This is a genomic window from Bacillus sp. FDAARGOS_527 (assembly GCF_003812125.1).
In the GTDB taxonomy this organism is placed as follows: domain Bacteria; phylum Bacillota; class Bacilli; order Bacillales; family Bacillaceae_G; genus Bacillus_A; species Bacillus_A paranthracis.
The window spans coordinates 2930592-2944183 of record NZ_CP033795.1; the positions used below are offsets into that span (position 1 = coordinate 2930592).

Genomic DNA, 13592 nt, shown 5'->3' on the forward strand with positions numbered 1-13592 from the left:
AGACACCTTCAAGCAAGAAGGTGTCTTTCAACAGATTAGTAGTTTTTACAAGTCTCAAATAGACCTTTTTCTTTTAAGACAGAGATTAGCGTTTCACCCATAACTGCTGGAGTTTCCGCTACTTTAATACCACAAGCTTCCATCGTTTTAATCTTTTCTGCAGCAGTTCCTTTACCGCCAGAAATGATTGCACCAGCATGGCCCATACGTTTGCCAGCAGGCGCTGTTTGGCCGCCAATGAAGCCTACAACAGGTTTTGTCATATTAGCTTTCACCCATTCAGCTGCCTCTTCTTCCGCTGTACCACCGATTTCACCAATCATAATTACAGCATGTGTTTCTTCATCTTCATTAAATGCTTTTAACGCATCAATAAAGTCTGTACCGTTAACTGGGTCTCCGCCGATACCTACAGCCGTAGATTGACCAATACCTTCTTGTGTTAACTGATGTACAGCCTCATACGTTAATGTACCAGAGCGAGATACGATACCTACATGACCTTTTTTATGAATGTACCCTGGCATAATACCAATTTTACATTCATCAGGTGTGATAACACCTGGGCAGTTCGGTCCAAGTAAACGTGTATGTTTACCAGCCATATATCTCTTTACATTTACCATATCTAATACAGGAATTCCTTCAGTAATACATACTACTAAATCAATTTCTGCATCAACTGCTTCCATAATTGCATCAGCCGCAAAAGCGGGTGGAACGTATACAACTGAAGCGTTTGCGCCTGTTGCTTTCACTGCATCTTCTACAGTATCAAATACTGGTACACCTTCAATATCAGTGCCACCTTTACCTGGCGTTACACCACCGACAATTTTCGTACCGTATTCTATCATTTGCTTTGTGTGGAATAACCCTTGAGAACCTGTAATACCTTGAACAATAACTTTTGTATCTTTATTAACTAATACGCTCATTTTTCTCCCCCGCTTTCTATTAGCCCACTAGTGAAACAATTTTTTGTGCACCGTCTGCCATAGATTCTGCTGCAACAATATTTAAGCCAGACTCATTTAAAATTTTCTTACCTAACTCTACGTTTGTACCTTCAAGACGTACAACTAAAGGCAATTCAAGACCTACTTGTTTCGTTGCTTCAATAACACCTTCTGCAATAACATCACACTTCATAATGCCACCAAAAATGTTAACGAAGATACCTTTTACATTTTTGTCAGAAAGGATAATTTTGAATGCTTCTGTAACCTTTTCAGCTGTCGCACCGCCACCAACATCTAAAAAGTTAGCTGGATCGCCATGGTAATGTTTAATGATATCCATAGTAGCCATCGCTAAACCTGCACCATTAACCATACAACCGATATTTCCATCTAAAGGAATGTAGTTTAAGTCATATTTAGAAGCTTCGATTTCTTTTGCATCTTCTTCATCAAGGTCACGAAGTTCTAAAATGTCCTTATGGCGATATAAAGCATTAGAATCAAAGTTTAATTTCGCATCTAATGCCATAACTTTACCATCACCTGTTGTAACAAGTGGGTTAATCTCTGCGATAGAGCAATCTTTTTCGATAAAAGCACGGTATAAGCCCATCATAAACTTCACAGCTTGTCCTACAAGCTCTTTTGGAATATTGATGTTAAATGCAATTCGGCGTGCTTGGAAGCCTTGTAAGCCTACTGCTGGATCAATATATTCTTTAAAGATTTTTTCAGGTGTTTTTTCTGCTACTTCTTCAATTTCTGTTCCGCCTTCTTCAGAAGCCATTAAAACAACTTGAGAAGTTGCACGGTCTAAAACAAGACCTACATAATATTCTTTTTTAATATCGCAACCTTCTTCGATAAGTAAGCGTTTTACTTCCTTACCTTCAGGACCTGTTTGATGTGTCACAAGTGTAGTTCCTAAAATGCTCTCTGCATATGTACGAACTTCATCTAAATTTTTTGCAACTTTTACTCCGCCAGCTTTGCCGCGTCCACCAGCGTGAATTTGTGCTTTCACTACACATACATCCGTTCCTAATTCTTTCGCCGCTTCTACAGCTTCTTCTACTGTAAATGCAACCTTCCCGTTCGGAACGCTAACCCCATAGCTTCTAAGGACTGCCTTACCTTGGTACTCATGGATATTCATGGTCCCATCCTCCCCTGTTTTCCTGTTTTACTCGAAAAGTTTTTTAATGTTTAAAAAACATTACATTGCCATTGTATAAGATGATTGGCACGCTGTCTACAATAAAGTGTCAGAAAACTGAAATCGCTTTATTCTTTTTGGAAAATAGTAATGTTTATATGTCAAAATACAAAATAAGCTGCGTTTTCGCAGCTTATTTTTGAATCATATCTTTAATTGGCGCAAACGATTTTCGATGTTCTTCTAATATGCCATGCGCTTCAATCGCTTCTAAATGTTGTTTTGTGCCATATCCCATATGTTGTTCAAATCCATATGCAGGATACTTTTCTCCAAGCTCTTTCATCATACGATCTCTCGTTACTTTCGCAATAATGGATGCAGCTGAAATAGAAATACTTTTTGCATCACCTTTAATAATAGATGTTTGCGGAATTGGTGTAGGGAGTTTCATCGCATCAATTAATAAATATTGTGGTGTACAAGATAAATTCGCAACAGCATCTAACATCGCTTGTTTCGTCGCTTGATAAATATTTATTTCATCAATAACTTGCGGTGATACAATTCCAACTCCAATTGCAATTGCTTGCGCTTTAATTTCATCATAAAAACGCTCACGTTTCGCTTCACTCAACTTTTTCGAGTCATTTAACCCCGGAATATAAAAATCCTTAGGAAGAACGACAGCTGCCGTCACAACAGGCCCAGCTAACGGTCCACGACCTACTTCATCTATACCTGCGATATATGTGAGACCTTTTTCACGTAATGCATTTTCATATTTAGACATTTCTAGAAATTTTTCTTTTTCCTTTTGTGCTAACTCTTTTTGTTTATACCACTTCGAAATGAGCTTTTGTACCCCTTTTCGCTCATCTTTCATTAATATCTGAAAGCGGTCGTCCTCTTCACTCATAATTTCTTGTAGTAAATGTTCCGCCTCTTGAATCGTCACTTTTTGCATTCATGCCACTCCCTTTATATACAAAAAAGAAAAGACGTACAAACGCACGTCTTATACTTCTTCTACTTTTTCTGCATCTTCTGTCTGCTCTGCAAACTCTTCTGGTGTTTCAAACGTCATTTTTCCAAGTTTGCCACCACGAAGCTCACGAAGTACAAGTTCAGATGTTTTATCATAATCAATCATTCCGCCGCCCATTAAACAGCCTCTATTTTTTCCAATCGCATCAAATAACTCCACGATATCTTCTGGAATGTCATTTAAATTATAGCGCTCTTTTAATCGCTCTGGGTAATGTTTCTCCATAAAACGTAGCGCATAAACAGCTACGTCTTGTAGATTTAAAATAGAATCTTTAATTGCACCAGTCGTAGCTAGACGTAATCCAACTAATTGGTCCTCAAATTTAGGCCATAGTATACCTGGTGTATCAAGTAATTCCATTTCCTTCCCAACTTTAATCCATTGCTGAGCTGTTGTCACACCAGGACGATCTCCTGTTTTAGCAATATTTTTCTTCGCTAACTTATTAATCAACGTAGATTTACCAACATTCGGTATCCCCACAATTAATGCACGAATCGCTCTCGGTCTAATACCTTTTGCAACCATTTTATCAAATTTCTCTTTCACTAACACTTTACAAGCCGCCGCAATTTCCTTCATGCCTTGTCCAGCCTGTGCGTTAATTGAAATTGCCATATGGCCTTTTTCTTTAAAATATGCGATCCATTGCTTTGTTAAACGATCATCTGCCATATCCGCTTTATTTAAAACAACAAGCCTCGGTTTATGTGTAATAATCTCATCGATCATCGGATTTCGAGAAGATAAAGGTAATCGAGCATCTACAAGCTCAATTACAACATCAATTAACTTTAATTTTTCTGTTACTTGGCGTCTAGCCTTTGCCATATGTCCCGGGAACCATTGAATTACCATGTTGCCACCTTCTTTTTCTTTTATTTCACAATACGAGCATCTTTTAACGGCCAATATAGTATATTTGCCTTTCCAATCACTTGGTCCATTGAAATTGTACCAATCGAACGGCTATCTTTACTAAAACGACGATTATCGCCTAAAACAAATAATTGACCTTCTGGAACAGTTTTCTTTCCTGTCATTTCTTCAAGAGTGAAATCATATGTAAGCGGTCCGTCAGCAATTTGTTTTTTCTGCTTGTCTAAATACGGCTCCTCATAAGCCTTTCCGTTAACATATAGTTTATCATTACGATACTCTATTTCATCGCCTGGCAGGCCGATAATACGCTTAATATAATCTTTATCTTCCGTTGCTCGGAATACAATAATATCAAATCGTTTCGGATCTCCTATGTGATAACCAATTTTATTAACAATCATTCGATCGCGATCATGTAATGTAGACGCCATCGATACTCCATCTACGAGAATTGGCGCAAAGAAAAACTGTCTAATAACACCTGCTAATACAACAGCTATCAAAATTGCCTTGATCCATTCCCAAAGTGAACTCTTTTCTTTCTTCATGCTTTTCCCCTCCACGATTATGTAAGCTGATCGTATTATATCAAAATTTTATATAGATTGGAAAAAGGGAGCTTGTGCATTTACAAGCTCCCATACATGTCTTATCGAATTTCTTTAATACGTGCTTTTTTACCGCGAAGGTTACGTAAGTAGTATAACTTAGCACGACGTACTTTACCACGGCGAAGTACTTCGATTTTCGCGATTCTTGGCGTGTGAACTGGGAATGTACGCTCTACACCTACACCGTAAGAAATCTTACGAACTGTGAATGTTTCACTGATTCCGCCACCACGACGTTTAATTACAACACCTTCGAAAAGCTGAATTCTTTCACGAGTTCCCTCAACTACTTTTACGTGTACACGTAAAGTGTCTCCAGGACGGAATGAAGGAAGGTCAGTTTTTAATTGGCCTTTTGTAATTTCTGCGATTAATTGTTGCATATTAAATTCTCTCCTTTAAACAGATGCTCTTATAAAGTCTAAATAAATTACAGCGGAACATCGTTAATACGGCTACTGATTTCAGCAGCACAAGTGTTATAATAGCATATTGCTAAGGCTGTTGCAATAGAAAATATATCAAGCACTTATTTGCCTTCTTTAATCTGTTCTAGCCACTTCTTTTCTTGCTTAGACAATTCTCGTTCTTCTAGTAAATCCGGTCTACGCGTGTACGTACGACGCAACGATTCTTTATGTCGCCATTCATCAATATTTTTATGATTTCCCGACATTAATACATCTGGCACTTTCATACCACGAAAATCAGCTGGACGTGTATAATGAGGATGCTCTAATAAACCTGTACTAAACGAATCCTCGACTTGTGAAGCATGATTTCCTAGTACTCCTGGAAGGAGACGTACGACACTATCAGTTATAACCATAGAGGCTAACTCTCCACCCGTTAATACATAGTCACCGATAGAAATCTCATCTGTTACGAGATGTTCACGAATTCGTTCGTCATATCCTTCATAATGCCCACATACAAAGATTAAATGTTCTTCCTCTGCAAGCTCTTCCGCTTTCTTCTGAGTAAACCTTTCACCTTGCGGACACATTAAGACAACCCGCGGCTTCCGCTCTGTCTCTTTCGTTAAATCTTCTACAGCATCAAAAATAGGCTGAGGAGTTAACACCATCCCAGCGCCGCCACCATACGGATAATCATCCACACTATTATGCTTACTCGTTGTATAATCGCGGAAATTGACAACACGAAGCTCTACCGCTTCTTTTTCTTGTGCTTTCTTTAAAATTGAAGATCCAAACACACCTGTAAACATATCTGGAAACAAAGTTAAAATGTCAATTTTCATTATAGTAGCCCTTCCATTACATGAATGGTTACTAATTTATTCTCAATGTTAACTTGAAGCACAACATCATCAATATAAGGAATTAACAAATCTTGACCTTTTGGACGTTTAATTACCCAAACATCATTTGCACCAGGAGATAGAACTTCTTTTATTGTCCCTAGCGCTTCTCCTTCTTCCGTTACAACGTTGCAACCAATAATTTCATGATAGTAGTATTCACCTTCAGCTAGTTCGCCTAATTGATCTTCAGGCACTTTTAAAAGAGAACCTTTAAACTGTTCTACTTCATTTACATTCCCATATCCTTCAAATGTCAATAAATCAAATGTTTTATGTTGACGATGAGAAGTAATCTTTACTGGGAAAGGCTCTCCACCTTTTTCATTCGATATGTATAACGTATTCCCTACTTTATATCGCTCTTCTGGAAAATCCGTACGAGAAACCACACGAATTTCTCCTTTTACGCCATGAGTATTTACAATTTTTCCTACGTTAAACCATTTTGTCATAAACAGTATGTCACCCCTAGTTTCTATATAAATTAAGCATCCCCATTTCACATATGGAACATGCTGCAACTTCTCTTTAAATGTTAAAAAAGGGAGAGGAATAACTCCTCGCCCTTTTTACGTTTATTGAATTTCCAGTGTTACTTTTTCACTATTGTGATGTCCCACTGAATACAAGAGCATTCGAATTGCTTTCGCAACTTTCCCTTGTTTTCCAATGACTTTTCCAACATCCTCAGGATGTACAGTTAATCGATACTTTATCTCTCCGTTGTAAAGTTCCTGTGTAACTTTTACATCTTCAGGATAATCGACAAGAGGCTTGACAATCGTCTCGACTAACTTCTTCATAGTCATTGCCTCAATTACTTACCTTGTTTAGATAAGTGGAATTTCTCCATGATACCTTGGTTAGAGAATAAGTTACGAACTGTATCAGATGGTTTAGCACCATTTCCTAACCATTTTAATGCTGCTTCTTCGTTGATCTTAACTTCAGCTGGTTGAGCAACCGGATTGTAAGTACCGATTTCCTCAATGAAACGTCCGTCACGAGGAGAACGAGAATCTGCAACAACTACACGATAGAAAGGAGTTTTTTTAGCTCCCATACGTTTTAAACGAATTTTAACTGCCATTTATAAAGCACCTCCGAATTTATTTCACACAGATAATTATATTAGCAAAAAGACTATTGCTTTGTAAAGTATTTTTTCTTAACAGAGCCATCTTTTTTCCTTACATGAATGGAAACTTCAATCCACCTAGTCCTTTTTTCTTACCTTTTTGCATTCCAGTCATCGTTTTCATCATTTTTTTCATATCATCAAATTGCTTGATTAAACGATTGATTTCTTGTACCGTTGTACCGCTACCTTTGGCAATGCGTTTTTTGCGACTAGCATTGATTATTTCCGGTTGTTCTCGCTCTAATTTAGTCATAGAACGAATAATTGCCTCAATATGCCCAATTTGTTTTTCATCAACTTGTGCATTTTTCAGCCCTTTAATTTTATTTGCACCAGGAAGCATTCCTAACAATTCATCAAGCGGTCCAAGTTGACGCACTTGTCCAAGTTGTTCTAGGAAATCGTCAAGTGTAAACGAAAGCGTACGCATTTTTTGCTCAAGTTCTTTTGCTTTCTCTTCATCAACTGTAGCTTGCGCTTTTTCAATTAATGTTAAGACGTCTCCCATCCCTAAAATACGGGATGCCATACGTTCTGGATGGAACGCTTCAAGTGCATCTAGTTTTTCACCCATACCAGCAAATTTAATTGGCGTATTTGTAACAGCTTTAATAGACAATGCCGCACCACCGCGCGTATCACCATCCAGCTTCGTTAATACAACCCCTGTTAAACCTAGCTGTTCATGGAAACTTTGTGCAACATTAACCGCGTCTTGTCCTGTCATCGCATCGACAACAAGGAAAATTTCATCCGGTTTCGCAACTTCTTTCACTTTCGCTAATTCATCCATTAGTTCTTCATCAATATGCAGGCGACCTGCTGTATCAATTAAAACATAATCATGATGATCTTCTTTCGCTTTTGCAATCGCTTGTTTCGCAATTTCAACAGGACTTACTTGATCTCCTAAAGAGAATACAGGCATGTCCAATTGCTTCCCTAATGTTTCAAGCTGTTTAATCGCTGCAGGACGGTAAATATCCGCCGCAACAAGCATTGGTTTACGATTATGCTTTTTACGAAGCAAATTCGCAAGCTTACCTGTCGTCGTTGTTTTACCTGCACCTTGCAGACCAACCATCATAATAACAGTCGGTGGCTTATTAGCAACAGCAATTTTGCTTTGCTCTCCGCCCATAAGTTCTGTAAGTTCTTCCTGTACAACCTTAATTACTTGTTGTCCAGGTGTCAAACTTTTCATTACATCTTGTCCGACAGCACGTTCAGATACACGCTTTACAAAATCTTTTACTACTTTAAAGTTAACGTCCGCTTCTAAAAGAGCTAGACGAACTTCTCTCATCATTTCTTTCACATCGGCTTCAGAAACTTTCCCTTTGCCGCGGATTTTTTGCATCGTCTGTTGAAGTCGGTCGGCTAATCCTTCAAATGCCATATTGCCGCCCTCCTAATCTAATTTTTCGATAGCTTCAACAACTTGTTTCATTTCTTCATTCACATGCTCTTCTTCGCTGATTAGCTGTTTTAGCTTTGCAACAAGTCGCTGTCGCTCTTGAAACTTTTGAAGTAATACTAATTTTTCTTCATATTCTTCAAGCATCGCTTCAGTCCGTTTAATGTTATCATACACGGCTTGGCGACTTACATCAAATTCTTCCGCAATTTCACCAAGAGATAAATCATCTAGATAATAAAGCGACATATAACTTCTTTGTTTTTGCGTTAACAACGATTGATAAAAATCAAATAAATAGTTCATTCTCGTTGTTTTTTCGAGCATGTTGGATCATCCTTTGTTAAGTGATTTCCCTTTACATGAATTAGTTTACATGGAGTACAAAAGAGTGTCAAGTTTTTTTCTTAACATCTCATATTTTTATAGAAAAAGAAGCGGAAAATACCGCTTCTTTCACTTATACTTCTTCTGTTTCTACTAAGTTCGCAAATAAACCATATACATATTGTTCTGGATCGAATTGTTGCAGATCATCCATTTGCTCTCCTAATCCAACGAATTTCACCGGTACATCCATTTCGTTACGAATTGCTAATACAATACCACCTTTAGCAGTTCCATCTAACTTCGTTAAAACAATACCAGTCACATTCGTTGCTTCACGGAATGTTTTCGCTTGACTTAAACCGTTTTGTCCTGTTGTTGCATCAATAACAAGTAATACTTCATGAGGAGCTCCTGGTACTTCACGCTCAATTACACGCTTTACCTTCTCTAACTCTTTCATTAAGTTTACTTTATTTTGTAAACGTCCTGCTGTATCACATAGTAATACATCTACTTTACGTGCTTTTGCAGCTTGTACAGCGTCATACATAACCGCTGCTGGATCAGACCCTGATCCTTGTTTAATCACTTCTACCCCAACGCGATCGCCCCATACTTCTAATTGTTCAATCGCTCCAGCACGGAATGTATCTCCTGCTGCTAATAAAACAGACTTACCTTCTGATTTAAACTTATGAGCCATCTTACCAATTGTTGTCGTTTTACCTACACCATTCACACCAACAAATAAAACAACTGTCAAGCCATCCTTTTGCTCATTAATTTCATTAGTAAAATCACTGTCACCTTTATAAATCTCTATTAATTTTTCCGAAATAACAGCTTGTACTTCTTTTGGATCTTGAATATTACGACGTTGCACTTCTTCTTTCAGCTGGTCGATTAATTCCATCACTGTCGAAACGCCAACATCTGCACCGATTAAAATTTCTTCTAATTCTTCGAAGAAATCTTCATCTACTTTACGGTAACGAAAGACTAAATCATTTACTTTATCTGCAAACGAATTTCTCGTTTTTTCTAATCCTTGTTTAAACTTCTCTGTTACCGTATCTGTTTGTTTTGAAATTTTTTCTTTTAGTTTTTTAAAAAAGCTCATACTGTCCCATCCTTTCTATTTGCTTGCAACTAGTTCTTCTCCATCATCTAAACGAACCGAAACAAGTTTAGATACCCCTGACTCTTGCATTGTTACACCGTACAATACATCAGACTCTTCCATTGTACCTTTTCTATGTGTAATTACAATAAACTGTGTCTCATCACTAAATTTCTTTAAATACTGAGCAAAACGGGCAACGTTTGCCTCATCAAGAGCAGCCTCTACCTCATCTAATACACAGAATGGGACTGGGCGCACTTTTAAAATACCAAATAGCAGCGCAATTGCCGTTAAAGCACGCTCTCCACCTGAAAGTAAACCTAAGTTTTGCAGTTTCTTCCCTGGCGGTTGCGCTACGATATCAATACCAGTATTTAATAAGTCCTCTGGATTTGTCATAACTAAATCCGCTCTACCGCCTCCAAATAATTCAGAGAACACCGATTGAAACTCCATTCGAATTCCTTCAAACGTAGTAGAAAAGCGTTTTTTCATTTCTTCATCCATTTCAGTAATAAGTTGGTGCAATGTCGTTTTTGCTTCTTCTAGATCATCTTTTTGCTCTAGTAAGAATGTATGACGCTCTGCCACACGCTCATACTCATCAATTGCTCCTAAGTTTACTGTACCTAGCTCTTCGATGGAGAGTTTAATTAGTTTCACCTTTTTACGTGCATCCTCAGCAGGCATCACCATTGTATACTTCAGTTTTGCCGCTTCAAATGAAATCGTATATGTTTCACGTAAATGTTGTAATCTATTTTCTAACTCTACATCAAGTCGGTTTATTTTTACCTCTTGATCTTTCAACATCTCAAGAATGTATTTATGTTTACCTGTTGTTTCTTTCAGGTTACGCTCTAACTGTTCTACTCTCTCTTGTAACGATACACGTTGTTCACGACGAGAGCGAATTAACTCTGAAGTTTGATTACGATCATATGCTTTCTTCTCAATCATATTCGTAATTTGTTCTTCACCACTTGAATTCGATGTCATTTCTTGTTTTAAGAATGCTAAATCCTCTTTCGTTTTGACAAGCGTTGCATCGGTTTCTTCTTTTTCCTTCGTCAATCGTTCTACTTTTTCTTTTTGATTAGATAAGCGTTGTTGCTTTTCAGCTGCTAACACTTTTAACTCAGTCATTTCTTTTTGAACTTTTTCTTTCGAAGAATGTTGCTCACTTTTTTGTTTTGTTAAAGCTGTTATTTTGCTATCTAATTCCGTAATCTCTGCCTGAAGAGTCGCTAAAATCTTTTCTAACTCTTCTTTACGACCTTGCATTTTCACTTGGTCTTGCAAGAACCCTTCAATCTCTAAATCGTAAATAGATAAACGATCATTAATACGATGTTCTTCTAATTCTAAGCGACTAATTTCTTCTCTTAATTTCTGTTCATCTACACGCTCTGCTTCTACACTTTGCCTTAGTTCGCGTATTTGCACTTCTTTTTCTTGAATCTCTTGTTTTACTGCTTTAACAAAGTTTTCTAACTTCGTTGTTTTTTCTTCCATATCAGTTAACTTACTCGTCCACTCTTCTAGTTCACGTTGACGTCCTAATAAAGATGATTTCGCCTGTTTTACCGCTCCACCCGTCATAGAACCGCCAGGGTTTACTACATCACCTTCGATTGTTACAATGCGATAACGGTATTGCAATTGTTTCGCCAACTCATTCGCTCCGCGTAAATCTTTTGCAACAATAACAGTACCTAATAAATTTGAAACTACATTTTCATATTTATTGTTATATTGCACGAGTTCTGCTGCCACACCTACAAACGATGGGTGCTGATTTACAATACGTAATTGCTCAAATGATAACGATCTACCTTTAATAACAGCTTGCGGTAAAAACGTTGCTCGTCCATGTTTATTTTGTTTTAAAAACGCAATTGCATTACGAGCATGTTCTTCTTTTTGTACAACTATATGCTGCATCGCTGCACCTAGAGCAATTTCCATTGCAATTTCATATTCTTTCGGTACCGTTAGCAGTTCTGCAACAGCACCCTCAATACCTTGCAACCTATTTTCTCTAGCTTTCAATACTTCACGTACCCCTTGATAGAAACCAGAGTAGTCCTCTTGCATCTCTTCTAGCATTTCTTTTCGAGAACGTGCCTGTTGTACAAATTGATATGCTTGATACAGTTTTGTTTCGTTTTCACTATACTGCGCCTTGCATTTCCCAAGTGCCGCTTCTGTCTTTTGTATATTCGAAAGGATTCCAGCTACTTTTTCTTTTACTTGTTCATAACTTTCCACAAGTTTTGTCTTTTTCGCTGTAATTTCCATACGCATTTCTACATATTTCGCATTTTCTTCATCAAGGCGTTCATTTTTTGAGTTTTGTTGTTTAGATTGTTCTTCAATCATAGATAACTCATTACGATGACTAGCTTGTTGATTTAAAAGTTCAATATAGTCACCTTTTAAATTCTCAATTTGCTCTTCTAAATTGTCAGCAAACGTTGCAAGTAATTGCTCATTATCATGCAATTTCGTCTCCAACTCTTTTACATGATTTACAAATTGCATCAATACTTCTGTACTCGATTCAATTTCACCATCATAACTTGTAGCTTTCTCTGTTAATTCAACAATTAACTGTTCGAGTTGTGCACAATGCGTCGTTGCATTTTGCTTTCTCTCTTTTAATAGCTCACGCTGTCCTTCTAACTTTTCTAGCTCTTTACTAGAAAGTAAAAGTACTTCTTGCAGGGAATCTACAGACTCATCTACTGCTTGTAATTGGCCCCGTAATTCCTCTAGCTCTTCTTCACCTTTTTGTAAATGCGTTGACATTTTCGCTTCTTCGTTTTTATTATGCCCAAACTGATTTCGAAGCGCTTCCCATTTCTCATGTAATTCTTCAATTTCATGTACAATAAGCGCCGCTTCTACTTTCTCTAATTCTTCTTTTTTCTCGAGATAATCCTTTGCAATAGAAGCTTGTCTTTCTAAAGGTTCTACTTGACTACTTAATTCGTGAATTATATCTTGTACACGATTTAAGTTTTCTTGTGTGTCTGCTAATTTACCTTCAGCTTTCTTTTTACGAAGTTTGTATTTCAGCACTCCCGCCGCTTCTTCAAATACACCACGACGTTCTTCTGATTTACTACTTAAAATTTCTTCAACTTTCCCCTGGCTAATAATCGAAAAAGCTTCTCTTCCCATACCAGAGTCCATAAATAAATCGATAATATCTTTCAACCTGCATGATTGTTTATTAATATAAAAATCACTATCACCAGAACGAGATACACGACGCGTTACACACACCTCATTATATTCAATCGGTAAACGTTGATCTTCATTATTTAAAGTTAATGTTACTTCAGCAACATTAACCGCTCTTCTCGTATCACTACCTGCAAAAATAATATCTTCCATCTTTGCACCACGTAATGATTTTGCCGATTGTTCACCAAGTACCCAACGAATGGCATCAGTAATATTACTTTTCCCACTTCCATTAGGTCCTACTACAGACGTTACACCTGGGACAAAATCGACAGATACACGCTCAGCAAAAGACTTAAATCCTGCTATTTCTAATCTTTTTAAAAACACGAAAGGCCTT

14 protein-coding genes are annotated in these 13592 nt (G+C 37.4%); all 14 read right to left on the reverse strand.

The window, feature by feature from the left end; genetic code table 11:
* Positions 1-35: 35 nt before the first annotated feature.
* A complete protein-coding gene (gene sucD, locus EGX95_RS17575) occupies positions 36-938 on the reverse strand; it encodes a succinate--CoA ligase subunit alpha (RefSeq protein ID WP_000115178.1) in 903 nt (300 codons plus the stop codon).
* A gap of 19 nt (positions 939-957) precedes the next feature.
* The gene (gene sucC / locus EGX95_RS17580) at positions 958-2118 is read right to left on the reverse strand and encodes an ADP-forming succinate--CoA ligase subunit beta (RefSeq protein WP_001020785.1); all 1161 of its coding nucleotides are present in this window, start codon (positions 2116-2118) and stop codon (positions 958-960) included.
* 193 nt (positions 2119-2311) lie between these two features.
* Positions 2312-3085 carry a ribonuclease HII gene (rnhB, locus tag EGX95_RS17585; RefSeq protein WP_001174725.1) on the reverse strand — a complete coding sequence of 258 codons (774 nt, stop codon included), beginning with the start codon at positions 3083-3085 and terminating at the stop codon, positions 2312-2314.
* 51 nt (positions 3086-3136) lie between these two features.
* A complete protein-coding gene (ylqF, locus tag EGX95_RS17590; protein ID WP_000236700.1) occupies positions 3137-4027 on the reverse strand; it encodes a ribosome biogenesis GTPase YlqF in 891 nt (296 codons plus the stop codon).
* Positions 4028-4047: 20 nt separating this feature from the next.
* Entirely contained in the window at positions 4048-4599 is a 552-nt protein-coding gene (gene lepB, locus EGX95_RS17595) for a signal peptidase I (protein ID WP_000711857.1), read from the reverse strand.
* Positions 4600-4700: 101 nt separating this feature from the next.
* A complete protein-coding gene (rplS, locus tag EGX95_RS17600) occupies positions 4701-5045 on the reverse strand; it encodes a 50S ribosomal protein L19 (RefSeq protein ID WP_001186516.1) in 345 nt (114 codons plus the stop codon).
* Between the two features lie 146 nt (positions 5046-5191).
* Entirely contained in the window at positions 5192-5926 is a 735-nt protein-coding gene (trmD, locus tag EGX95_RS17605) for a tRNA (guanosine(37)-N1)-methyltransferase TrmD (RefSeq protein WP_000686892.1), read from the reverse strand.
* Positions 5926-6441 carry a ribosome maturation factor RimM gene (rimM, locus tag EGX95_RS17610; protein ID WP_000170268.1) on the reverse strand — a complete coding sequence of 172 codons (516 nt, stop codon included), beginning with the start codon at positions 6439-6441 and terminating at the stop codon, positions 5926-5928. The genes trmD and rimM overlap by 1 nt, the downstream gene beginning before the upstream one ends.
* A 123-nt stretch (positions 6442-6564) precedes the next feature.
* Complete coding sequence (locus EGX95_RS17615; RefSeq protein ID WP_000737403.1) at positions 6565-6792, reverse strand: KH domain-containing protein; 228 nt, start codon at positions 6790-6792, stop codon at positions 6565-6567.
* Positions 6793-6806: 14 nt separating this feature from the next.
* Positions 6807-7079, reverse strand: a complete 273-nt coding sequence (gene rpsP / locus EGX95_RS17620) for a 30S ribosomal protein S16 (RefSeq protein ID WP_000268750.1) — start codon at positions 7077-7079, stop codon at positions 6807-6809.
* 100 nt (positions 7080-7179) lie between these two features.
* On the reverse strand, positions 7180-8529 hold the full coding sequence (gene ffh, locus EGX95_RS17625) for a signal recognition particle protein (protein ID WP_000863461.1): 1350 nt from the start codon (positions 8527-8529) through the stop codon (positions 7180-7182).
* Positions 8530-8541: 12 nt separating this feature from the next.
* Positions 8542-8874 carry a putative DNA-binding protein gene (locus EGX95_RS17630; protein ID WP_000891062.1) on the reverse strand — a complete coding sequence of 111 codons (333 nt, stop codon included), beginning with the start codon at positions 8872-8874 and terminating at the stop codon, positions 8542-8544.
* A 133-nt stretch (positions 8875-9007) separates the two neighbouring features.
* Positions 9008-9997 carry a signal recognition particle-docking protein FtsY gene (gene ftsY, locus EGX95_RS17635; RefSeq protein ID WP_000007646.1) on the reverse strand — a complete coding sequence of 330 codons (990 nt, stop codon included), beginning with the start codon at positions 9995-9997 and terminating at the stop codon, positions 9008-9010.
* A gap of 15 nt (positions 9998-10012) precedes the next feature.
* Positions 10013-13582: a chromosome segregation protein SMC gene (gene smc / locus EGX95_RS17640; protein WP_000479000.1), complete on the reverse strand. Its 3570-nt coding sequence runs from the start codon at positions 13580-13582 to the stop codon at positions 10013-10015.
* Between the last annotated feature and the right edge of the window lie 10 nt (positions 13583-13592).